Here is a 24,178-nt window from a genome sequence, read left to right on the forward strand (position 1 = left end):
TCGTCAATATAATTTAGGTGTAGCTCCAACTGGCAGAGCAGCGGATTCCGCTATGCCGAAAATCAGCGCGTGTTGTGAAGTTTGAATATCGTAACCCCCGCCATCTTCAAGAAAGCCTCGACAGTAATGTCGGGGCTTTTTTACGTTTGTAATATTATGCTCAAGTGGGTGTAGTGTTAACTGGTAGATCAACGGATTCGCTATGCCGAAAATCAGCGCGTGTTAGGCGTTTGAATCTTGTAACCACTACCATATTAAAGAGGGTTCATACCGAAAGATATGAGCCTTTCTACTATCTGTAATTTACGCTTGTAGAGTTAATTGGCAGAGCTGCAGATTTACCATATCAAAAATCAGCGCGTGTTGAGCGTCTGAACCTAATAATCCCTGTCATCTTCAAGAAAGCCTCGACAGTAATATCGGGGCTTTGTACGTTAAGCTTTACTATATGAAAGGTTTTAACCTGAGGTGTGAGGTGGTGGGATTGTTTGTTATCTTATTGGTAATTATAAAAATGGGTTAACCATTGTTGGGCAATCATTCTTTCATCATCATCTGGCAGTGCTTGAATTCCATCTGTAAACAGTTGTGGCTGATTTAATAACCGTAATCCTGCCAACATGTGTGCAGCCTCAAATAAATACAGTGTTGGGTCTCCCATCCCTGTTTTGAAAGGAGTATTCGCTGATTCACCACCGGCAAGCAGGTAAACACTAATACCATGACGAGTTTGATATTCTTTTATTAGTTGATTGCTATTTACTTGAGTTAATACTCCTTGAGTAATGAGATCTGGAAGTCTGAGCTCATCATCGGCGGATGTTACTGTTGTAATGAAAATTGGTTGAGTTAGGTGATCAAATATTTCGGCCGTTAATGCCCCATTTCCCGTACAACAAAAGATCATATTACATTGTTGTATTAGATGTTTAAGTGTACAGACTTGTACGCCATCGCGTGGAAACTGGGTGAGTCGACGAGGATCTTGATCAAAAACGTGAATATTATAAATATCTTTATTTTGTAAGTGTTTTATTATTCCTCTACCGAGATTACCAGCCCCGATGACTCCCATTCTTAAAAATCCGGCATTATTTATTTTCAGCCCAAATTCTTCTCGTAATATTTGATCAGAGTAATGAACGATACATTCCGAGGCTTCCGTATCTGCAGGTGTTTTTATACTTAAATGAGAAACGGTAACTAATGGCTTTTTTATGTTTTTATTACAATATTTATATAAACCATTTGCGGTTAACTCTGTAATACCAATTAATTGTTGTTGAAATACATGACATAAATGTTCACTGGCATTAGCAAAGTAGCCACCATGATCAAGAATCAAAAAAGGGCTATCTTGAGTAATATATTGGCGAATGAGGGCCTCACAATGCAGAGGATCTCGCAGTGATTCCTTATTGTAATCTGGGTTTACTATTTTACAGTTAGCGATTTGGTTTATGGTTTGTAATAACTCAGGATTAGCATCTACGGTTGCATTTTTGGGAATAAAAACCAGAGGGTGAGCTAATTGTGCTAATACATTAATGTACGGCAGAGAGCCTTCATAGCAATGCATGACAGAAAATATAACAAGGTTTGATGGAACGGCAGAATCTTGCGCAACGCTTTTTAAAAATTGGTAACCACGTTTAGCATAAAAATCAGAACAATATGAATGCGTTAAAATTGCGTTAGTCATAAGGATATCCTTTCAATACAATTGATTAGTGAAAGCAAGGCATAGACATAATAATGTTAAAATAATTGCAGTAGTGCTTTTAATACGTTTTCTTGGTGGCGAGATTGTTTACAGCACAACCCTAAACTTAATGGTGCAATAAACTCCGTGGGAAAACGCTGCACTTTATCACTCATTGGACTGTTATTGATAACAACATCAGGTGCTATTCCAATTCCACAGCCTAACGCGACCATGCTAACAATAGCTTCATGACCTGAAATTTGAGCATAAATAGGAGGAGTTATCTTCTTATCTTTAAACCACGTATTCGCTCGTGATCTTGCTGGCCCTGACTCCGCGAGAATGAAAGGTAGAGCTTGCCAATTGGGGCCATCATTGAGTTGATGTTGCATTGCCGAAGGGGGAATAGTGGGAGCGATCACTGACATTGGAATATGATCTAATTCAATATAGCTTAATTTCGCTGAAAGTTGTTCTGGTTTGGCGGTAATAGCGACATCGACTTCATCGTTAAGTACTTTATCAATCGCAAGAGCTGAGTCTCCGGTTAATAATTGAATTTCTATTTGTGGGTAACGTTGGCGAAATGCGGTTAATATTGACGGTAGGTGGCTATAACTTGCGGTGACGGAACAAAATATTTTCAACTTCCCTTGTAGTAATGAACTATCACTGTTTAATTCTGTTTTGAGTGATAACCAATTGGAAATAATAGCAGAAGCGACAGGAATGAGTTTTTTTCCTGCCATTGTTATTTCAACGCTACGATTATCACGACAAAATAAACTCTGCCCTAATTCTTGTTCAAGGCGCTGAATGACACGGCTCAAGGCTGAGGGACTAATGTGCATCGCCTGCGCGGTTTGATGAAAACTCAGCGAATCACTTAAGTGAAGAAAAAGTTGCAAGTTTTTAATGTTCATTGGCTTATGTTGCATGATTTGCAATTGATTGTTGTGAATATATCACTTTGCGCAACAATTTTCCTGATCTACTATCAATCTATTCGATAAATAAATATCGAACCAAGGATAAATATATTTCACGGAGTTTGTTGTTATGGCTAATTATTTCAATACCTTAAATTTGCGTCAGCAGTTAGATCAATTGGGCCGTTGTCGATTTATGGATCGTGCAGAGTTTGTTTCTGAAGCTGATTACCTCAAAGGTAAAAAAGTGGTTATCGTTGGATGTGGTGCGCAAGGTCTAAACCAGGGTCTTAATATGAGAGATTCTGGATTAAATGTTGCGTACGCTCTTCGTCAAGCGGCGATTGATGAGCAACGAGCGTCATTTAAAAATGCACGTGATAACGGTTTTGAAGTGGGAAGCTATGAACAACTGATTCCTGAAGCTGATTTAGTCGTTAACCTAACACCGGACAAACAACACACTAACGTTGTTGAAACGGTGATGCCATTAATGAAGCATGGTGCAGCACTGGGGTATTCTCACGGTTTTAATATTGTTGAAGAAGGGATGCAAATCCGTAAAGATTTAACCGTTGTTATGGTTGCACCTAAATGTCCAGGCACGGAAGTGCGTGAAGAATACAAACGTGGCTTTGGTGTACCAACGTTAATTGCGGTGCATCCTGAAAATGACCCCCAAGCTGATGGTCTTGAAATTGCTAAAGCATGGGCTGCTGCAACGGGAGGGCATCGTGCTGGAGTGCTGGAGTCATCATTTGTTGCTGAAGTGAAATCAGACTTGATGGGTGAGCAAACTATTCTTTGTGGTATGTTGCAAGCAGGTTCAATTGTCTGTTATGAAAAAATGCTGGCTGATGGTATTGCTCCTGATTATGCCGGTAAGTTATTACAATTTGGTTGGGAAACGATCACTGAAGCACTGAAGTTTGGTGGTGTGACACATATGATGGATCGTCTTTCAAATCCAGCAAAAGTAAAAGCTTTTGATCTCTCTGAGCAATTAAAAGAATTGATGCGTCCGCTATATAACAAACATATGGATGATATTATCTCAGGTCACTTCTCTAGTACGATGATGGCGGATTGGGCTAATGATGACGCTGAGCTATTAGGTTGGCGTGGTGAGACCGCTGAAACACAATTTGAAAACTACCCCGTGTCAAACCTTCATATTTCAGAGCAAGAATACTTTGATAACGGTATTTTGATGGTTGCAATGGTGCGTGCAGGGGTTGAGCTTGCTTTTGAGGCGATGACAGCCTCGGGTATTATTGATGAATCAGCTTATTATGAGTCATTGCATGAGTTACCACTGATTGCCAATACGGTTGCACGTAAGCGTTTGTATGAGATGAATGTGGTGATTTCTGATACTGCTGAATATGGTAACTATTTGTTTGCTAATGTTGCGACACCATTATTGCGTGATCATTTTATGGCAACAGTAACCACGGATGTTATCGGTAAAGGTTTGGCGGCAACAACAAATTTTGTTGATAATCAAAAGCTGATTGAAGTAAATGAAGCATTACGTAATCACCCTGTAGAAGTGATTGGTAAACAGTTACGAGGCTACATGAAAGACATGAAGCATATTGCTGTTGGTGGTTAATCTTCATTTAAAATAGTAATTAAAAAAGAAAGCCCAGTTCATGATAAGAACTGGGCTTTTTTATTGGGGTCAGCGCTAATTAAGCGTCAGTACTGCTATTTTCGGCATTAAGCTTTGCTTCAAATGTTGCCATCTTTTGCTCAAGCTCTGTCAATTTTTGGCGAGTGCGTAATAGCACTTGTGTTTGCACATCAAATTCTTCACGAGTGACAACATCAAGCTTTCCTAATTGTGATTGGATTACCTGACGTACTTTTTGTTCAACGTCGTTACCTAGATCTTTAACTGGTTTAGGCATTGCGTCTTGAATTTGTTTAGCTACTTGCTCAAGTTTCTTTGAATCGAACATGATCCGCTTACTCCGTTGCGAAAATCGTTATTAACTATTGTAATTGCGGTTGCGGTGAAAAGAAAAGGGCGCTGATGATTCAGCGCCCTTTTTTATTTCGGTGAATTAGAAGTGGTTGTCTAAACCATCGTCTTCTTCAACAAACACCGGTAGCGGTTTGTGCTCACTTGCCAAGAACGTATAAATAACGGGTAATACGAACAAGGTAAATAAGGTACCGATAGATAAACCGGCAACGATAACAATACCAATACTGAAACGCGATGCTGCACCAGCACCCGATGCATATAGTAGTGGAACTAAACCTGCAATCATTGCACATGTTGTCATTAAGATAGGGCGAAGACGGATCTTTGCGGCTTCCATAACGGCATCCATGCGGTTTTTACCATGGTAAAGCTGTTCTTCTTTGGCGACTTCACAAATCAATATACCGTGTTTGGTTATCAAGCCTATGAGGGTTATCAAACCTATTTGCGAGTAGATATTCAGAGTTGTCGCCCCCCACGCGAGGGCAATCAGTGCACCACAAATGGCTAATGGTACAGAAACTAGGATCACTAATGGATCGCGTAGTGATTCAAATTGAATCGCAAGAACCAAGAAAATAATCGCTAGTGCTAAACCAAAGGTCGCATATAGTGCATTACCTTCAGTAACATACTGACGGCTTTCGCCTAAGTAGTCATGGCCATAGCCTTTAGGTAATACTTTTGCTGACTCGGTATTTAACCAGTTTACCGCTTCACCAATTGAGGTACCAGGGGCTAATACCGCACCAATGGTTGCCGCATTTTGTTGGTTAAAGCTTGGTAAGGTTGGTGGCGCTGGTGTCACTGTAATGGTGACTAAGCTACCTAATGGAATCAAATCACCACTGCTGGTCTTAACGTAATAATTATTTAAATCTTTCGGATTGAAACGATTTTTACGCTCAACTTGTGGAATAACCTTATAAGAACGACCCAGAATATCTACACGGTTAATATCACCGCCGGCTAACATTGTGCTTAATGTATTACCAATGGCTTGCATGGTAACGCCATAAGCACCTGCTTTATCTTTGTCGATATTAATGTTCATCGTTGCAGAGTCATACTTTAAGTCTAAATCTGAGTAAACGAACATTGGGTTATTTTTCACCTTAGTCAACATTTCAGCAGCCACTTGGTAGAGGCTCTTAAAGTTGTTCGGTGTGGTAATTACAAATTGTACTGGCAAACCAGAACCTGCACCTGGAAGGCTTGGCATTTGGAAAGCAGTAATCGCCATTTGGGGAATATTTTTGATCTTTTCAGTTACGTCATTTGCCACTTCAGTTTGGCTTTGATCGCGCTGACTCCATGGTTTTAATGTTGCCAGACCAAACGCTTGGTTAGCTGATGGAATGCCTGAGAAAATCTGTGCATATTCAACACTTTTTTCTGCTGTTAATACTTTATTAACTTGATCCATGGTGTCTTGAATGAAATCAAGGTTGGCGTTTGCAGGTGCTGTACCCATAAATACCACTACACCATTATCTTCAGCAGGTGCTAATTCACTTGGAATAAATTTAAATAAGAATGGCAAGCTTGCACAAGCACATAGAGCAAATACGATCACAACTGAACGCATGTGCATGATGCCACTTAGCATTTTTTCATAACGTAACGTTAGTCGGTCAAGAAAGCCATGTACCATTAACTCAAATTTATTTGGCGCTTCATTTTCTTTAAGGAAGGTTGCACACATTACTGGTGATAATGTTAAGGCAATAATACCTGAAATAAATACAGCACCCGCTAGCGTTAATGCAAACTCTTTAAATAATGAACCTGTAAGGCCACCCATTAATGCTATTGGCGCGTATACCGCACCTAAAGCAATGGTCATTGAAATTACGGGAATTGCGATTTCACGAGTACCAATAATGGCAGCTCTAAATGGCGTTTGGCCCAGTTTGATATGGCGTTCAACGTTTTCCAAGACCACGATAGCATCATCGACCACCAAGCCGATTGCCAGTACCAGAGCCAGCAGTGTCATTAGGTTCCATGAGAAACCAAATAATTGCATGACTAACGCAACACCAATCAGTGATAGTGGAATGGTGATGATCGGAATAATTACTGAGCGTAGAGAACCGATAAACAGGGCAATAACCACTAATACAATTAATGCTGCTTCAAGAATGGTTTTAATAACTTCATGAATCGAGTCATTAATTGCAATCGTTGAGTCATACATTACCGTCATTTTGATGGTACTTGGCATGTTACGCTCAATAGTTGGTAACAGCTCACGTACGTCTTTAGCGATATTGATTGGGTTAGCACTTGGTGCCGCCTCAATCGCACCCACAACGGCTTCTTGACCATTTGCGGTTGCGCGGTAGCTATCACTGCTACGTGATAGTGTTACTTTTGCAATATCGCCTAAACGGATCACTTGGCCGTTATCACTTGAAACAACAAGTTTTTCTAATGTTTCAGGACTATTTGATTGTGTGTTAGCACTACCGTTATACAACACGAAATCATTGTTGGCTTGACCAACTGCAGATTGGTAGTTGTTCGCTTGTAATACATGAGTCACATCGCTAGCAGATAAGTTAAACGCTGCCATTTTTTGTGGATCAAGCCATACACGCAATGCAAACGGTACACCGCCGTACATATCTACTTTTGCCACACCACCTACCGTAAATAATTGCGGTTTTACTACACGTTCAATGTAGTCGGTGATTTGGCTTGAGCTTAATGTTTTACTGGTAAAGCCAAGATACAGTACCCCTGTACCACCACCAGTAGAGAGTGAAATGGTTGGATCTTGTGTATCTTGCGGTAATTGAGCTCGCACCGAGTTTACTTTGGCGAGAATATCCGCCAAGGCTGCGTTCGGGTTTGTGTTCAATTTCATCTGTACGGTGATCGTCGACATACCCATAATACTTTGAGCTGTGATGTAGTCGATGTTATCCGCTTGAGCTATCGCTTGTTCCAGTGGTTGGGTGATAAAACCTTGAATAAGGTCAGCACTGGCACCGTAGTAAGCCGTACTAATGGTTACTACGGTATTAGTCATGTCCGGATACTGCCGAACCTGCATTTTGAAAATCGCCTGTAGACCTAGCAATGCGATCATTAAACTGATCGAAATTGCTAGTACCGGGCGTCTGATGAATATATCAGTAAAGCGCATCCTGAGCGTTCTCCAGTTACAGCAATGGGATTTCAGCAGGAGCCTTCAGTGCGTCATTTTCAACGATATGCACTAATGACTTGTTGCTAAGACGAATTTGACCGCTAGTAACGATCTGCTCTCCAGCTTTTAAGCCTGAAAGAATTCGTACTTGGTTACCTTTGTTTAAGCCTGTTGTTACAACAGTTTGCATGGCGCGTAATTTGCCATCAACGGTACGTAGTACATACACGGTGTCGCCGTAAAGGGTGTAAGTAATTGCTGTTTGAGGAACAACAATTTGATCGGCAATGATAGGTTGGATCACGCGTGCACGTGCAAACATACCACTACGTAACATGCCACCGCTGTTAGGAATATCAGCTTGTACCTGAATTAAGCCTGTCTGAGCATTAACAGCAGGTTCAATCGCAGTAATTTGGCCTTTAAAATCAGTGTTTTTGTAAGCATCAATGTTGATATCAACAGTTTGGCCGATTTTAATTTTAGAAATATCCGTTTGTGGCACAGTGAAACGGAAACGCATCGTCGTTGTGTCTTCTAAGCGAATGATTTTTGTGCCTGGCTGAATGTATTGGCCTAAGTACACATTACGTAAACCAATTTCACCCGCAAAAGGTGCGCTAATATTACGACGTTGAATTGATTCTTGTAATGATTTGATTTGAGCGACTAATGCAAGGTAGTTAGCTTTTGCTTCATCAAGGCTAGATTTTGATACAGAGCCTTTACGATAAAGATCTTTATAACGTAGGTACGATGCTTCTACTGCTGGTAGTTTTGCTTCTGTACTTTGTAAACTAGATTGTTCAACGTTAGAGTTAATTGAAACAAGTAGTTGTCCTGCTTTTACTTTTTGACCAGATTCAAAATTAATCTTACTGATTACACCCGCAGCTTCCGAGGTTAAAGTAACACCTTGCATAGGTTCAATAAAACCAATAGCTTGCAGTGAAGGGTACCAGTTTTCGGCTTTGGTCGTAGTAGCAGTAACCGGATAGTTAGCTTCTGGTATATTTGCCATATACTCAGCTATTTTATGTTCTTTAAAAAGATTGAAACCAATTACGCTTCCAAATAACAGAAGGGCAATAAGTAACATCACGATCCATTTTTTCATTGTAAGGAGTGCTCCGGAATATACAATATTAATGCTGAATAATGGCGTCCCAAGAAGCATCAATAGCAGCATGAAGCTCGCTATCGGTGATCTCTAATCCACCATTTATTTGTTGACGAGCTAAATAGCAACTCGTTTCTAAGCTAAGAGTACTTAAAATTTTATTTTCAAGCGGTTTAAATAATTGACTGGCTTTACCTTCATCAAACATCTGATTGACGCAGCTAAAGAGTTGTTTTTTTATTGCTTTTTTTTCGTAAGAATTATCTCGAGGCAGGTGTTGAAATTGGCCTTGATTAATCAATGGTGCCTCACCATTAACAGACATATGCCACAGGTTTAGCCACATCGTACGGTAGCGCTGCTTGAGTGGCATGCTATCGTTAATATTACGGCTAATTCTTTTCGCGATATAACCTAAAATATGCTCGTGGAGTTGATGCAGTAAGTCATTTTTATCGTTGAAATAGAGATAAATAGTGCCGGTTGCAACTTGGGCTTCTTTGGCAACCATTTGCATGGATAGTCCATGAAAACCATGGGTTGCTAATAGCTTTTCAGTTGCGACTAATATTCGCTCTTTTTTGTCGGTCATCGTTGTTTATATTCAATACAATTAGTATGAATGAATGTTCATTCAGCGCTATTGTAGAATTTGATTATTGATTCGCAAGCCTTATTTACGGTTTTATATTATTAATTTTAATGACTAGATGTTTGAAGTGAGGTTTATTTGGTGGAGTATGATGAAGAGTAAGAAGGAAAAAACGAAAAAAAGCCCATATCAAAATAGACATGGGCTTTAATGTTAGTTGTTGCTTAGATTATTAGTGCTGCTTTGTCGGTGGCGTATCATCAGTCGTTGATTTGTCTTTGCCGCGACTAAAGATACGTTCTACTACCACGAAGAAAATCGGAATAAAGAAAATACCTAAGAATGTCGAACTCAACATACCACCAAGTACTGCGGTACCAATGGCATTTTTACCACCTGAACCTACACCAGTACTGATTGCCAAAGGCACAACACCAAGACCAAAGGCCAGTGATGTCATGATTATTGGACGCAGACGAACACGTACGGCGTGCAATGTTGCCTCTACTAAGCCTGCCCCTTTTTCGTAGTATTCTTTAGCAAATTCTACGATCAAGATGGCGTTTTTAGTCGCCAAACCTACCGTTGTTAATAGTCCTACTTGGAAGAATACATCGTTCGGCATACCACGACCATTCATCGCTAATAGTGCACCGATAATACCGAGCGGTACGACTAATACCACCGCAAAAGGTACTGACCAACTTTCATAAAGCGCTGCTAGAACTAAGAACACCACCAAGATAGATAACGTATACAGCATTGGTGCTTGGTTACCCGATAGGCGTTCTTCATAGGACAAGCCATTCCACTCAACGCCAAAGCCTGGTGGTAATTTCTTCACCATCGCTTCAATGTCGAGCATTGCTTGACCAGTACTGTAGCCCTTAACAACACCACCTTGAATGTTAACTGCAGGAGTGGCATTAAAACGCTCTAAACGTGGTGAAGCATATTGCCAGTCACCTGTTGCAAAAGCTGAGAATGGTACCATTTCTCCTTGGTTATTACGGACATACCAAGTATCAAGATCACTCGGCTTCATACGGAAGTCCGCATCGCCTTGAACGAAGACTTTTTTCACTCGTCCGCGGTCGATGAAGTCGTTAACGTATGAACTACCCCATGCTGTACTCAGTACTTGGTTTACTGATTGAATATCAATACCTAAAGCACGGATCTTAGCTTGGTCGATAGAGATTTGGTACATCGGTGCATCTTCTTGACCATTAGGACGAACTCCGACTAAGTTCGGATTTTCAGACGCTAATTTAAGTAGTTGGTTACGGGCTGCGATCAGTTTGTCATGCCCTTGACCACTACGATCTTGAAGATAAAAATCAAAGCCGCTGGCAGTACCTAATTCAACCACCGCTGGTGGCGCGAATGAGAACACCATTGCATTTTTTATATGTTGGAAGTAGGCCATCGAGCGATTTGCTATCGACTTTACATCCATGCCGGGTAGTTGACGATCTGACCAATCTTTTAGACTGATAAATGCCATACCCATGTTTTGACCACTACCCGCAAAACTAAATCCTGAGACACTAAACACACTGGCTACGGCGTCTTTTTCTTGATTTAGGTAGAAGTCAGAAACTTTATCCATCACTTCTTGGGTTTGTTCTTGGGTCGAGTTAACGGGCAATATTGCCTGACTGAACAAAATACCCTGATCTTCATCGGGTAAGAATGAAGTTGGCATACGGGTAAACATCCAACCAACCGCGACGGTTAGACCAAGGAAAATCAACATCACGCGAATTGAACGTTTGATCATTGCCGCAACGCTAGACTCATAACGGCTAGTTAACTTATCAAAAGTGCGGTTAAACCAACCAAAGAAGCCTTTTTCATTACTGCCATGCTCAACAGGTTTAAGCATGGTGGCACAGAGTGCCGGAGTGAGGATCATTGCCACCAATACCGATAGTGCCATTGCCGTTACAATGGTTATCGAGAATTGACGGTAAATAACACCAGTAGAACCTGACATAAATGCCATTGGTACAAATACTGCTGAAAGGGTTAATGCGATACCGACGAGGGCGCCAGTAATTTGATCCATCGATTTTCGTGTCGCTTCAACAGCATTTAAGCCCTCTTCATGCATGACACGTTCGACGTTTTCCACCACCACTATCGCATCATCAACCAGCAAGCCGATGGCTAGTACCATGGCAAACATGGTTAGGGTGTTGATGGAAAAGCCTGCTAATGACAGCACCGCAAAAGTACCAAGTAATACCACTGGTACGGCGATGGTTGGAATCAAGGTTGCTCTAAAGTTCTGTAAGAAGAGGTACATGATGATAAACACCAATGCTACCGCTTCAAATAACGTATGTACTACACCTTCAATTGATTTCTCAACAAATGGTGTGGTGTCATAAGGGTAAACTGCAGTTAATCCTTCAGGGAAGAATGGTTTTAATTCTTCAACTTTGGCTTTTACTGCTTCAGCGGTTGCAAGTGCGTTCGCACCCGTCGCCAGTTTAATACCTAGACCACTGGCTTGTTTGCCGTTATAAAATACCTGTACCGAATAATCTTCAGCGCCAAGTTCAACCCGTGCAACATCACTTAAATGTACTTTTGCACCGGAAGAATCCGACTTAACAATAATGTTTTTAAATTGCTCTGGCGTTTTTAAACGACTTTGCGCTGATACCGTTGCGTTAAGCTCTTGACCTGGTAGCGACGGCGATGCACCAAGCTGACCTGCAGAGACTTGCGCATTTTGTTCTTTGATTGCCGCAATGACATCAATACTTGTGAGGTTGTATTTTGTTAGCTTGAGCGGATCGAGCCAAATACGCATCGCATATTGCGCACCAAAGGCTTGGATTTCACCTACACCGGGAACACGACTCATTGGATCTGACACATTGGAACTGATGTAGTCCGAAATGTCATTTTTATCCATTGAACCATCTTCTGAATAGAATCCGACCACCATCAGAAAGCTTGAGCTTGATTTGTTAACCTTAACACCTTGTTGCTGTACTTCCATTGGAAGTAAAGGTAGTGCTGATTGTAATTTATTTTGAACCTGTACTTGAGCAATATCAGGATCAGCTTCAGCATTAAAGGTCAGGGTTATTTGAGTATTACCAAAACTGTCACTGGTTGATGACAAGTAGCGCAGGTGATCAATACCTGTCATACGTTGTTCGATAACCTGCGTTACCGTATCTTCCATGGTTTTGGCGTTAGCACCTGGGTAGAATGCACTGATTACAACCGTTGGTGGTGCAATGCTAGGGTATTGCGATACTGGTAGTTTGAGAATGGACAAGACACCAGCTAGCATTACAATTATAGCGATCACCCATGCAAAAATAGGGCGATCGATAAAGAAACGAGCCATAGTTTATTCCCTATTTATTGTGACTGATTGACTGTTATTGGTGTCGGTTCAACTACAGCCCCCGGACGAATTTTTTGTAAGCCATCAACAACTACTTGGTCGCCATCTTTAAGTCCATTGGTAATGCGCCATTGATTACCAATTGCTTCTGCTGTGGTCACCATGCGTGATTCAACTTTATTTTCTGCACCAACAACCATCGTAGTGGCTTGGCCTTTACTGTTACGTGTAATGGCTTTTTGTGGAACCAAAATGGCTTTAGGGTCTGTTCCTGTGTTTAGGACTGCGCGAACATACATTCCTGGCAATAACACGCCATCTGGATTGGGGAATTCAGCTCGTAGCGTAACTGAGCCTGTGTTGGGGTCGACATTCACCTCAGCAAACTGTAGCTTGCCGTGATGAGAGTAAACGGTACCATCTTCAAGGATTAACTCGACATCAGCATTATCGCTGGCCTTTAGTTCGCCTTGCTTTAACGCAGACTTTAAACGTAATAGCTGAGTACTTGATTGTGCGATATCAACATTGATGGGATCGAGTTGTTGAATAGTGGCTAATACTTGCGCTTGGCCTGCACTGACTAATGCACCCGGTGTTACTGATGATTGGCCAATACGACCCGCAATTGGTGCTCTAACTTTGGTATAATTAAGATCTATCTTAGCTTTGTTAACACTGGCCTTGGCAACTTCAATGCCAGCAAGAGCGACTTTGTATTTTGCTTTGTTATCATCATAGGTTTGTTTACTGATCGCACCACGGTTAACCAATGTTTGGCTACGTTTAGCAAGTGCTTGAGCTGAATCGAGGTTAGCTTGTGCTTGGGCTAGACTTGCTTTAGCACTGAGATAAGCAGCGTTATAAGGGGCTGAATCAATGCTATACAATGATTCCCCTTTACGAACATCGCCGCCTTCGGTAAAGCTACGCTCTGTAATAATACCTGAGACTTGCGGACGAACCTCTGCTTCAAGATAGGCTTTACTACGACCAGGGAGTTCGATGTGGATAGCTTGAGGATGAGAGCTAACAATAATTGTATCTACAGGTACACTTTTTGCTGCTTGCTGAGTTTGTTCTTTGGATGTGTTTTGGTCACAAGCTGATATCCCTAGCGTTAAGCTGATAATGGTAGCAATAGCTGCGATTTTCCGCATGAAATCTCCTAAAATTAAGCAATATAATTACTGTTAAATATAAATTTAATTATTTAACAGTAATGTAACGGTTATTTGCTGTTTTGTAATCAACATTTAATCTGATTTAGAATTGAGTTCTATTTGCTCTGATTTATTTTAGACCTTATTTAATATATTAATTCTAAATCTACTATTTAAGTTGTTTTAAATAATGAAATTGCAACAAATGTCGATGAATGGTGAACGCACTATTCCACGTAAAGTGAATAGATGTGTAATTAAAGCGCGTCAACATGCGCCCAATTTTTAATGACGTCAGGATAACTAATGAAACTGAACCCAAGGCAAACAGAAGCAGTTAAATACGTTTCCGGGCCATGCTTAGTCTTGGCTGGAGCTGGTTCTGGTAAAACACGTGTGATTACCAATAAAATCGCTTACTTAGTTCAGAAGTGTGACTATAAGGCGCGTAATATTGCTGCTTTAACCTTTACCAATAAAGCCGCACGTGAAATGAAAGAACGTGTTGGTCAAACATTAGGTCGTCAAGAATCCAAAGGGTTGATGGTGTCAACTTTCCATACTTTGGGACTTAATATTGTGCGTCGAGAGTGTAAATATTTAGGTTTAAAGGCCAATTTTTCATTATTTGACGATCAAGATCAGATGGCGTTATTGAAAGAATTGACCGAAGAAGAGCTCGACGGTGATAAAGATTTATTAAAGCAACTGCAGTCAACTATTTCTAATTGGAAAAATGACATGCTATCGCCAGTAGAAGCTGCTGGTAGAGCACAATCTGAACGTGATCAATTGTTTGCCCATTGCTATGAAATGTATCAACGTCAAATGAAAGCTTATAACGCCCTTGATTTTGATGATCTTATTTTAATGCCAGTGTTGTTGCTTCGGGATAATCAAGATGTACGTCAGCGGTGGCAAAATCGCATTCGTTATTTGCTGGTGGATGAGTATCAAGATACCAATACCAGCCAATATTTATTTGTGAAGTTATTGGTTGGCGAACGGGCACGATTTACTGTGGTCGGTGATGATGATCAGTCTATCTATTCATGGCGTGGTGCTCAGCCCGAAAATTTAGCCTTACTTAATAAAGATTTCCCTAATCTTAAAGTGGTTAAGCTTGAGCAAAATTACCGTTCGACCAGTCGTATTCTGCGAACCGCCAATATTCTTATTGCAAATAATCCGCACTTATTTGAAAAAGCCCTTTTTTCTGCGATACCAGATGGTGCAATGCTGAAAGTGCTCACGGCTAAAAATGAAGAACATGAAGCCGAAAAAGTCGTTGGTGAATTGATCGCACATCGATTTATGAATAATACCGCTTATAAAGATTATGCGATTTTATATCGCGGTAATCATCAGTCGCGATTATTTGAAAAAGCACTGATGCAAAACCGTATACCATATAAAATTTCTGGTGGAACATCGTTTTTCTCGCGGGTTGAAATCAAAGATATGATGGCATATTTGCGAGTACTAACTAACCCCGATGACGATAATGCTTTTCTACGAATAGTGAATACACCTCGACGTGAAATTGGTCCAGTTACGCTCGAAAAGTTGGGAACGTACGCCAATATGCGTGGTAAAAGCTTATTTGCTGCCAGTTTTGAAATAGGGCTTGAGCAGCATCTGTCGGGGCGCGGTTTAGAATCGTTACAACGTTTTACGCATTGGATTAATCAGCTGACTGATAATGTTGAACGTGGTGATACCGTTGCTGCTGTGCGCCAACTCGTACGTGATATTCACTATGAAGATTGGCTATACGAAACATCAGCCAGCCCTAAAGCTGCTGAAATGCGTATGAAAAACGTTTCTGATTTATACAGCTGGATCACTGCTGACTTAGAAGGCGATAACTACGATAACGAAGTTAAAACACTTAAAGAAGTCGTACAACGGTTAACACTGCGTGACATGATGGAGCGTGGAGAAGATGACAGTGATGCAGATCAAGTGCAGTTAATGACATTACATGCATCCAAAGGATTGGAGTTTCCTTATGTGTTTTTAATTGGTACTGAAGAAGGTATTTTGCCGCATCAAACTAGTATTGATGAAGATAACGTTGATGAAGAACGTCGACTTGCTTATGTAGGGATCACGCGTGCTCAACGGGAACTCACATTTACACTGTGTAAAGAACGTCGTCAGTATGGTGAGTTAATCAAACCAGAGCCAAGCCGTTTCTTATACGAGTTACCCCAAGATGACTTAGAGTGGGAAAGTGAACGTAAACCTGTTACGGCAGAAGAGCGCATGCAAAAAGGCCAAGCTCATATTGCTAATATTCGAAATCTTTTTAAGAAGTAACGATTAACGCCAGTGTGTTTTGTTCTCGCTGTTTATATTAAAAAGGGGAGAAAGTCCCCCCCTTTTTATTATCAAATACTCGGTAATACGCTAAGTTGAGTAAGACCGATATCATTTTAGTTAGGTTCAATCATATAGTTGATGGCTGCAATAATTTCATCATCACTACAATCCATACAGGTACCTTTTGCTGGCATGGCGTTAAAGCCTTGAATAGCGTGTTTAGCGAGTACGGCATCACCTTGGCTCACACGAGCCGCCCAATCGTCAGCATCGCCTTTTTTTGGTGCGCCCATCAAGCCTGAATTATGACAAGAAGCGCAATATTGGTCATATACCACTTGACCTGTTCGTGCCGGATTTGCCGCAGCAACAATTGTGGGAGCCGTCCCTTCAAGGTGTATATTGCCTGTGGGTTTGGTTCGATCATTGATTGCTGAAGCTGACATGTCAGCAGCAGTGGTGGTGGTTGAGAAAAAGAGCAGAGTACAAAGAGCGATTAACCATAGTCGTAACGATAAATCCATTTTTTCACCTTTTTCTACGTCCTGTTATTTAGGGAAAGGTCATTTGTAATGACGATGTGTTATTTTTTATGTGCAATTGTGGATACATATAGATGTTACTCATTTGTAAGTATAGCAACTGTAAGCAGTAATAAAGCTTAATCTAGTGCTAGTCATGATACGAATCAGCATCGATTTGCTGATAAAATCAGCGAGCAGAAGAAAAATAAAAAAAAACACTTGCCGAGTTGCGTTCTGATCCGTAATATTCACCTCCGTCGATAGGGCAAGGCGCCCGTAGCTCAGCTGGATAGAGCGTTGGCCTCCGGAGCCAAAGGCCGAAGGTTCGAATCCTTTCGGGCGCACCATATCCGGTCGTATTGGCAAAGGTAATAAAACATTGGTGGCTATAGCTCAGTTGGTAGAGTCCCGGATTGTGATTCCGGTTGTCGCGAGTTCAAGCCTCGTTAGCCACCCCATATTATAATATGTTGATCTCCCAGTCAGCATATTGGCTTTTTAAAGCCCGCTTGTTTTACAAGCTCACAGAATTTAGTCAGTGATAACGTAGTTTTATAGCGTATCTCAGGCTTCTAGGATTAGCGGACCAGAGGGTTTGTTTTCTTAGTAACGATTTAGTCGGTGAATAGCGCAGTTTGGTAGCGCATCTGGTTTGGGACCAGAGGGTCGGGGGTTCGAATCCCTCTTCACCGACCACTTACAATGGTGGCTATAGCTCAGTTGGTAGAGTCCCGGATTGTGATTCCGGTTGTCGCGAGTTCAAGCCTCGTTAGCCACCCCATTTTCAGGTTATCTTTTATTAGATACCTTGGCCTTGTAAGCCTAAACATTGTCGGTGAATAGCGCAGTTTGGTAGCGCATCTGGTTTGGGACCAGAGGGTCGGGGGTTCGAATCCCTCTTCACCGACCACCATTAAGAAAACCTGAATCGAAAGATTCAGGTTTTTTTTCGTTTAAAGAAAAGTATCATGGGTTTAAAGCCAGAGGGTCGGGGGTTCATTGATATTAGAATCTAGCTCTTCACCGACCACTATTAAGAAAATCGTATCGAAAGATACGGTTTTTTTTCGTCGGTATAAAAGTATCGTTAATCTTTGTGTAGAAATGCCGAGGGTCGGGGGTTCACTGATATTAGAATCTAGCTCTTCACCGACCATCATTAAGAAAACCTGAATCGAAAGATTCAGGTTTTTTTTCGTTTAAAGAAAAGTATCATGGGTTTAAAGCCTGAGGGTGAGGGTTCAGTGATATTAGAACCTAGCTCTTCACCGACCACCATTAAGAAACTTGGATCGAAAGATTCAGGTTTTTTTTCGTCTGAATAAAATGGTTAAAGAGTGCAATTTGGTAGCGTATCTCTGGTGTTAGAAATAGCGGACCAGAGGGTGAGGGTCACTGATATTTGAATTGTACGATCCTCTTATTTATCAAATGATGAGAAAACAGGGCGAATATGCTGCGAAGTGGTGTGCTGTAAATTATGCAATCTTGAGTTGTGGTAGGGATATCCACTGATGTTTATGTTTTTAATGGTTATTGTCGCTAGTTATTTTAATGAAAGCGATATTTTGTTTAATTAATGTTAATTTAATCTTTTTGTTGTTCTTGAAAGTTTATTCATAAATGTGTTTTTTAATGGTTATGACTGTTTGGATTGTTATATTGATAATGTAGCTGTATTAGTTGTTATTCAGTAAGTTATGATTAATTTATTGTTTAGTGTTCTATTGTTTTAATATTCATTTGTACAAGATAAATATGCGATATATATAAATAGTGATAGTTTTTTACTTTGCGTTGTTGCTTTTTTGTAATATTTTTGACAAATTGAAGTAAGGCATGCAATCAGACAATAGTATTGGCATGGAAAGGAATCAATTGTTCAGATAGGCAGGATGCTGCCAGTAGTGGAGTCTGATAATGGCATTATTAGAAGTAAAAAATCTGCGTATAGAATACCCCTCGCGTCATGGCACGCATGCGGCGGTAAAATCACTGTCATTTACCATTGAACGTGGTGAAATTGTTGGCGTTGTTGGTGAATCTGGAGCGGGAAAATCGACGGTTGGTAATGCCGTGATTGATCTATTAAGTCCTCCTGGCCAAATAGCTAGTGGTGAGGTGTTTTTAGATGGTACTAAAATATCAGGTTTAAGCGCCGATAAAATGCGCCAAGTTCGAGGATCGAAAATTGGTTTCATTTTTCAAGATCCAATGACCTCACTAAACCCGTTATTTACGGTTGAGCAGCAATTAACTGAAACTATAGTGACTAATTTACATGTTTCTCCACCTGATGCACTTAAGCGGGCGTTAGTATTGATGGAACAAGTGGGCATTCCTGAGCCTCAGTTACGAATTAAACAATATCCTCATCAATTTTCTGGTGGTATGCGTCAACGTGTCGTGATTGCGATTGCGCTGGCAGGCGAACCCGATTTAATTATTGCCGATGAACCGACCACTGCACTTGATGTATCAATTCAAGATCAAATTCTAACCTTGATTCGTGATTTATGTGTGCAGAAAAATGTTGGTTGTATGTTGGTGACCCATGATATGGGGGTGGTTTCAAATGTTACTGATCGCGTGGCTGTGATGTATCGTGGTGACTTAGTTGAAATGGGGACTACTGAACAAGTATTGCAACGGCCGCAACATCCTTATACACAAAGTTTAATTTCTGCTGTTCCACGTTCTGATATTAAGTTAAAACGGTTTCCGTTAGTAACGTATATCGAAGATGTTAAACAAACGCCGACGCTAGATGTTAAGCATCATTGGCTCGGGCAAAGCCAAGATCAACGCACCTATCAAGGCGCGTTGCTTGAGATTGAGAATGTTAACTTACGTTTTATCACTAAAGATTCATTATTTGAAAGTCGACGTGAATATGTGCAAGCCAATAATGATGTCAGCTTTCATATTGCAGAAGGTGAGACCTTTGGTTTAGTGGGAGAATCCGGTTCGGGTAAATCTACTATTGCGCGTGTTATTGCTGGTTTATATCCACCAAATAGTGGCACGGTACGGTTTGAAGGCATTGATCTTACCGCATTAAAAAGTGAATCTGAACGGCGTCCTCTGCGTCGTCAAATGCAAATGGTATTCCAAAACCCTTATACATCGATGAATCCTAGAATGCGTATTTTTGACATTATTGCAGAGCCAATTCGATTCCATAAGTTAACTAAAAATGAATTGCAAACACGACAAATTGTGAATGACCTTTTAGATTATGTTGGCCTTGGTCGAGCTGCCGGCATTAAATATCCCCATGAATTTTCCGGTGGTCAGCGGCAGCGGATCTCAATTGCGCGCGCCCTAGCCACTCGACCTCGATTATTAATTTGTGATGAACCAACATCAGCACTGGATGTTTCAGTACAAGCGCAAATTCTAAACCTCTTAAAAGATCTTCAAGATGAGCTTAATTTGACGATGTTATTTATCAGTCATGATTTACCCGTGATCCGTCAAATGTGTGATCGTATTGGTGTGATGCAACAAGGAACCTTATTAGAAGTTGCACCAACAGAACAATTATTTACTGCACCACAACATCAATATAGTCAGCATTTGATTTCATTAATGCCTGAATTTAAAGGACTAGAAATTAAACCTCTGCAACGCGCTTAATTTGTTGTTATGAGTGATAAATAAAATAAATACTGAGCGAAGGCGCTTGGGCATAAAGGAGTTATGCAATGAAAACCATCAAGAATAAATTAGCGCTAGCATTGGTTGCTGCAGGGTTAAGTTTCAGTGTGACAGCCGCAGATCTAAAGCTCGGTTACGCATCTGATCCTGTTTCACTCGATCCTCATGAGCAATTGTCTGGCGGCACTCTGCAATTATCGCATATGGTATTTGATCCACTGGTTCGTTTTACCCAGAAAATGGACTTTGAGCCTCGTCTAGCACAAAGCTGGCAGCGTATTGATACAAATACGTTTCGATTTACATTGCGTCAAGGGGTGAAATTTCATTCAGGTAATTCACTGACTGCAGATGATGTGATTTGGACTTTTAATCGCCTGCAAGCATCACCTGATTTTAAAGCTATTTTCGAACCTTATTCTGAGATGAAAAAAGTTGATGACTATACCGTCGATATTATCTCTAAAGGTGCTTATCCATTGGTACTTCAAACTGCAACCTACATTTTCCCAATGGACAGTAAATTTTACAGCGGTAAGACCGCTGACGGTAAAGATAAAGCAGAAGTGTCTAAACACGGTAATTCATTTGCTTCAACCCATATGTCGGGCACGGGTCCATTTATAGTGACGGATCGTGAGCAAGGTGTGAAGGTTGAATTTACTCGCTTTACCGATTATTGGGATACGGCATCAAAAGGCAACGTTGATACTATTTCTCTCTTGCCGATCAAAGAAGATGCTACCCGTGTTGCCGCATTGCTTTCTGGTGGGGTCGATATGATTGATCATGTTGCACCTAATGATCATAAGCGTTTAAAAAGTGCTGAAGGGGTGGATTTAGTTACTCTGCCAGGCACGCGTTTGATTTCATTTCAAATGAATCAGACCAGTAACGAAGCACTAAAAGATGTTCGTGTTCGTCAAGCGATTGTGCATGCGATTAATAATGAAGGCATTGTTAAAAAGATCATGAAAGGGTTTGCGACCGCAGCAGGGCAACAAAGTCCTGCGGGTTACCAAGGCCATGATAGCGAGTTAGTGCCTCGTTATGATGTTAAAAAAGCCAAGCAATTAATGAAACAAGCGGGATATGAGAATGGCTTTACACTCACTATGTTGGCACCGAATAACCGTTATGTTAATGATGCAAAAATTGCGCAAGCAGCGGCAGCAATGTTAGCCAAAATTGGTATTAAGGTAGATTTAAAAACGTTACCTAAAGCGCAATATTGGCCAGAGTTTGATAAATGTGCTGCCGATATGATGATGATTGGCTGGCATGCTGACACTGAAGACTCCGCTAACTTGACTGAATTTTTAACCATGACTCGTAATGAAAAAACGGGGCAAGGCCAATATAACTGTGGCTTCTATTCTAATCCTGAAGTGGATAAGTTAGTGACAGCAGCTAACGTAGAAACTGATTCTACGAAGCGGATTACGATGCTTAAACAAGTTGAAGTTACGCTTTATAACGACGCGGCATTTGTGCCATTACATTGGCAGAGTACGGCATGGGGCGCACGCAGTAATGTTCATGCTAGTGCCATCGTTAACTCAATGGAAATGCCATACTTTGGCGACCTTGTGGTTGATGAAAAATAATGATGAATTAGCTATATAGCTAATGATAACTGCCGAGGCTTGCTTCGGCATTTTTTTCAGGATGAAATTAAAAGGGGCAGGGAATGTTTTCGTTTCTGGTCAAACGCCTGTTTCAGGCACTGATAGTGATGTTTGTGATCAGTCTGGTGGCTTTTGCCATTCAGGATAACCTTGGCGATCCGTTACGAGAGCTGGTTGGACAGTCGGTATCAGAAGCTGAACGGCAGCAATTGCGTGATGATTTGGGGCTTAATGATCCGTTTGTTACTAAATATAGTCGCTTTCTGGGTAATGCCGTTCAAGGTGATTTAGGTACTTCATATACTTTTAAGCGGCCTGCGATTGAGGTGATTTTAGATAAATTAGTCGCAACTTTTGAACTTGTATTTGGCGCGACGGTGATCATTATTTTAGTTTCGATTCCACTTGGCGTGTATTCCGCAATTCATCCACGTAGTGTTTTTACTAAAGCTGTTATGGCATTCAGTAGTATTGGTATTTCAATACCGGTGTTCTTAACTGCCATTATGTTGATGTATGTTTTTTCGATTGAATTAGGCTGGTTACCCTCATTTGGTCGTGGCGAAACCGCGAATTATCTGGGTTGGGAATCAGGTTTTTTTACTATTGATGGTTTAAAACACTTAGTGCTGCCATGTGTGGCGTTAGCATCAATTATGTTGCCGCTGTTTATTCGTTTAGTACGTTCTGAAATGCTGGAAGTTTTAAGTTCAGAATACATCAAATTTGCTAAGGCAAAGGGATTGCCGATGAACAAGGTTTATTACCAACATGCACTAAAAAATACCATGTTGCCAGTATTAACCGTGGGTGGCGTGCAGATTGGAACCATGATCGCTTACACCATTTTGACTGAAAGTGTATTTCAGTGGCCGGGAACTGGACTGTTATTTTTAGATGCTATTAATCGAGTTGATACTCCACTTATTACCGCGTATGTGATTTTTGTAGGACTTATTTTTGTGGTCACTAATACTATTGTTGACCTGCTTTATGGGTTGGTTAATCCAACAGTAGATTTGACGGGCAAGGGAGCATAAGTCATGGAGAGTATTAGCACCGTTGCACCAAGTCGTTGGCAGCGCTTTAAAGATTCCGATATTGTGTATTATTTTCTTAAAGATAAAGTGGCGATGGTCTGTTTTGCCATTTTTTTAAGCTTTGCTACTGCGGCTTTATTTGCGCCGTTTATTGCACCGACAAATCCTTATGATTTATCGACCATTGATATTATGGACTCTGAATTACCACCTGCGTGGATGGCAGATGGTGATGCTAATTTTAGCCTTGGTACTGATAATCAAGGCCGTGATATTTATTCGACTATTTTATATGGGATGCGTTTATCACTGACGATCGGCTTATTAGCAGTAGCGTTACAGCTCGTGCTGGGGGTGATTATTGGTTTAACTGCGGGTTATTTTGGTGGACGAATTGATAGTTTATTAATGCGTATTGCTGATGTGCAATTATCGTTTTCCACCATGATGGTAGCGATTATTGTATCTGCTATTTTTCGTACTGCATTAGGGGCTGAAACATACGCCCAATATGCGGTGATTATGTTAGTGGTGATTATCGGTTTTGCGGAATGGCCACAGTATGCACGAACGGTACGCGCCTCTGTTTTGGCAGAGAAAAGAAAAGAGTATGTTGAAGCGGCTAAGGTGATGGGCTTTCGAGCACCACGGATCATGTTTCGTCATATTCTTCCCAACTGCTTATCACCGATTTTAGTGATCTCTACGGTACAGGTTGCTAATGCAATTATGTCGGAAGCGGCGCTATCATTTTTAGGTTTAGGTTTACCGGTGGATCAGCCATCGCTAGGCTCACTGATCAGTATTGGCTTTAACTATATTTTCTCAGGTTCATGGTGGATCACCGCGTTCCCTGGAATTGTATTAATTACCTTAGTATTAGTGATTAATTTACTGGGTGATTGGTTACGGGATGTGTTTAACCCTAAGATTTATAAAGGCTAGATTAGGTTTGCTATCTTGAGAATC

At 40.9% G+C, this 24,178-nt stretch carries 15 protein-coding genes and 5 tRNA genes; 11 read left to right on the plus strand and 9 right to left on the minus strand.

The annotated features are described in order from the left end of the window. Nucleotides 1-496: 496 nt before the first annotated feature. Both VXS03_RS18605 and ilvY read right to left on the minus strand, forming a co-directional pair. On the minus strand, nt 497-1,702 hold the full coding sequence (locus VXS03_RS18605) for an NAD(P)-binding domain-containing protein (RefSeq protein ID WP_327765340.1): 1,206 nt from the start codon (nt 1,700-1,702) through the stop codon (nt 497-499). 56 nt (nt 1,703-1,758) lie between these two features. Beyond that, nucleotides 1,759-2,628, minus strand: a complete 870-nt coding sequence (gene ilvY / locus VXS03_RS18610; protein WP_327765341.1) for an HTH-type transcriptional activator IlvY — start codon at nt 2,626-2,628, stop codon at nt 1,759-1,761. Between the two features lie 136 nt (nt 2,629-2,764). Here ilvY and ilvC point away from each other — a divergent pair, with 136 nt between their 5' ends. Continuing rightward, nucleotides 2,765-4,249: a ketol-acid reductoisomerase gene (gene ilvC / locus VXS03_RS18615; protein WP_327765342.1), complete on the plus strand. Its 1,485-nt coding sequence runs from the start codon at nt 2,765-2,767 to the stop codon at nt 4,247-4,249. Nucleotides 4,250-4,328: 79 nt separating this feature from the next. On the opposite strand, the gene ubiK is transcribed toward ilvC, so the two are convergent. From ubiK to VXS03_RS18645, 6 genes are all read right to left on the minus strand, one after another. Further along, the gene (gene ubiK, locus VXS03_RS18620; RefSeq protein ID WP_080159293.1) at nt 4,329-4,598 is read right to left on the minus strand and encodes a ubiquinone biosynthesis accessory factor UbiK; all 270 of its coding nucleotides are present in this window, start codon (nt 4,596-4,598) and stop codon (nt 4,329-4,331) included. 105 nt (nt 4,599-4,703) lie between these two features. Beyond that, nucleotides 4,704-7,781 carry a multidrug efflux RND transporter permease subunit gene (locus VXS03_RS18625; RefSeq protein WP_327765343.1) on the minus strand — a complete coding sequence of 1,026 codons (3,078 nt, stop codon included), beginning with the start codon at nt 7,779-7,781 and terminating at the stop codon, nt 4,704-4,706. A gap of 16 nt (nt 7,782-7,797) precedes the next feature. Further along, nucleotides 7,798-8,901 (minus strand): efflux RND transporter periplasmic adaptor subunit, encoded by a 1,104-nt coding sequence (locus VXS03_RS18630; RefSeq protein ID WP_327765344.1) that lies wholly within the window; start codon nt 8,899-8,901, stop codon nt 7,798-7,800. A 28-nt stretch (nt 8,902-8,929) separates the two neighbouring features. Then, nucleotides 8,930-9,496 carry a TetR/AcrR family transcriptional regulator gene (locus VXS03_RS18635; protein ID WP_327765345.1) on the minus strand — a complete coding sequence of 189 codons (567 nt, stop codon included), beginning with the start codon at nt 9,494-9,496 and terminating at the stop codon, nt 8,930-8,932. 232 nt (nt 9,497-9,728) lie between these two features. Further along, entirely contained in the window at nt 9,729-12,869 is a 3,141-nt protein-coding gene (locus VXS03_RS18640) for an efflux RND transporter permease subunit (protein ID WP_327765346.1), read from the minus strand. 14 nt (nt 12,870-12,883) lie between these two features. Then, nucleotides 12,884-14,029, minus strand: a complete 1,146-nt coding sequence (locus VXS03_RS18645; protein ID WP_327765347.1) for an efflux RND transporter periplasmic adaptor subunit — start codon at nt 14,027-14,029, stop codon at nt 12,884-12,886. Nucleotides 14,030-14,338: 309 nt separating this feature from the next. On the opposite strand from VXS03_RS18645, the gene rep reads away from it, so the two are divergent. Beyond that, nucleotides 14,339-16,354, plus strand: coding sequence for a DNA helicase Rep (gene rep / locus VXS03_RS18650; protein WP_327765348.1), 2,016 nt, complete (start codon nt 14,339-14,341; stop codon nt 16,352-16,354). 116 nt (nt 16,355-16,470) lie between these two features. Here rep and VXS03_RS18655 read toward each other — a convergent pair whose 3' ends face one another. Then, a complete protein-coding gene (locus tag VXS03_RS18655; protein ID WP_327765349.1) occupies nt 16,471-16,881 on the minus strand; it encodes a c-type cytochrome in 411 nt (136 codons plus the stop codon). 270 nt (nt 16,882-17,151) lie between these two features. On the opposite strand from VXS03_RS18655, the gene VXS03_RS18660 reads away from it, so the two are divergent. From VXS03_RS18660 to VXS03_RS18700, 9 genes are all read left to right on the plus strand, one after another. Continuing rightward, a tRNA-Arg gene (locus VXS03_RS18660) sits at nt 17,152-17,228 on the plus strand. A 35-nt stretch (nt 17,229-17,263) separates the two neighbouring features. After that, nucleotides 17,264-17,339 (plus strand) — tRNA-His (locus VXS03_RS18665). Nucleotides 17,340-17,500: 161 nt separating this feature from the next. After that, nucleotides 17,501-17,577, plus strand: a tRNA-Pro gene (locus tag VXS03_RS18670). A 9-nt stretch (nt 17,578-17,586) separates the two neighbouring features. Then, a tRNA-His gene (locus VXS03_RS18675) sits at nt 17,587-17,662 on the plus strand. 52 nt (nt 17,663-17,714) lie between these two features. Continuing rightward, nucleotides 17,715-17,791 (plus strand) — tRNA-Pro (locus tag VXS03_RS18680). Between the two features lie 1,010 nt (nt 17,792-18,801). After that, complete coding sequence (locus VXS03_RS18685; RefSeq protein ID WP_327765350.1) at nt 18,802-20,520, plus strand: ABC transporter ATP-binding protein; 1,719 nt, start codon at nt 18,802-18,804, stop codon at nt 20,518-20,520. Between the two features lie 68 nt (nt 20,521-20,588). After that, nucleotides 20,589-22,148, plus strand: a complete 1,560-nt coding sequence (locus VXS03_RS18690; protein WP_327765351.1) for an ABC transporter substrate-binding protein — start codon at nt 20,589-20,591, stop codon at nt 22,146-22,148. An 83-nt stretch (nt 22,149-22,231) separates the two neighbouring features. Next, nucleotides 22,232-23,209: an ABC transporter permease gene (locus VXS03_RS18695; RefSeq protein ID WP_080159284.1), complete on the plus strand. Its 978-nt coding sequence runs from the start codon at nt 22,232-22,234 to the stop codon at nt 23,207-23,209. A gap of 3 nt (nt 23,210-23,212) precedes the next feature. Further along, on the plus strand, nt 23,213-24,154 hold the full coding sequence (locus VXS03_RS18700) for an ABC transporter permease (RefSeq protein ID WP_327765352.1): 942 nt from the start codon (nt 23,213-23,215) through the stop codon (nt 24,152-24,154). The last annotated feature ends 24 nt before the right edge of the window (nt 24,155-24,178 follow it).

Source organism: Photobacterium sp. S4TG1, from assembly GCF_036040035.1.
GTDB lineage: Bacteria > Pseudomonadota > Gammaproteobacteria > Enterobacterales > Vibrionaceae > Photobacterium.

Bases quoted from the DNA above. Each gene is read 5' to 3' on its own strand.
- ilvY (WP_327765341.1), bottom strand. From the start codon at position 2,628: ATGAACATTAAAAACTTGCAACTTTTTCTTCACTTAAGTGATTCGCTG.
- rep (WP_327765348.1), top strand. From the start codon at position 14,339: ATGAAACTGAACCCAAGGCAAACAGAAGCAGTTAAATACGTTTCCGGG.
- VXS03_RS18700 (WP_327765352.1), top strand. From the start codon at position 23,213: ATGGAGAGTATTAGCACCGTTGCACCAAGTCGTTGGCAGCGCTTTAAA.
- VXS03_RS18630 (WP_327765344.1), bottom strand. From the start codon at position 8,901: ATGAAAAAATGGATCGTGATGTTACTTATTGCCCTTCTGTTATTTGGA.
- VXS03_RS18695 (WP_080159284.1), top strand. From the start codon at position 22,232: ATGTTTTCGTTTCTGGTCAAACGCCTGTTTCAGGCACTGATAGTGATG.
- VXS03_RS18625 (WP_327765343.1), bottom strand. From the start codon at position 7,781: ATGCGCTTTACTGATATATTCATCAGACGCCCGGTACTAGCAATTTCG.
- VXS03_RS18690 (WP_327765351.1), top strand. From the start codon at position 20,589: ATGAAAACCATCAAGAATAAATTAGCGCTAGCATTGGTTGCTGCAGGG.
- VXS03_RS18640 (WP_327765346.1), bottom strand. From the start codon at position 12,869: ATGGCTCGTTTCTTTATCGATCGCCCTATTTTTGCATGGGTGATCGCT.
- VXS03_RS18635 (WP_327765345.1), bottom strand. From the start codon at position 9,496: ATGACCGACAAAAAAGAGCGAATATTAGTCGCAACTGAAAAGCTATTA.
- VXS03_RS18605 (WP_327765340.1), bottom strand. From the start codon at position 1,702: ATGACTAACGCAATTTTAACGCATTCATATTGTTCTGATTTTTATGCT.
- VXS03_RS18685 (WP_327765350.1), top strand. From the start codon at position 18,802: ATGGCATTATTAGAAGTAAAAAATCTGCGTATAGAATACCCCTCGCGT.
- ilvC (WP_327765342.1), top strand. From the start codon at position 2,765: ATGGCTAATTATTTCAATACCTTAAATTTGCGTCAGCAGTTAGATCAA.
- VXS03_RS18655 (WP_327765349.1), bottom strand. From the start codon at position 16,881: ATGGATTTATCGTTACGACTATGGTTAATCGCTCTTTGTACTCTGCTC.
- ubiK (WP_080159293.1), bottom strand. From the start codon at position 4,598: ATGTTCGATTCAAAGAAACTTGAGCAAGTAGCTAAACAAATTCAAGAC.
- VXS03_RS18645 (WP_327765347.1), bottom strand. From the start codon at position 14,029: ATGCGGAAAATCGCAGCTATTGCTACCATTATCAGCTTAACGCTAGGG.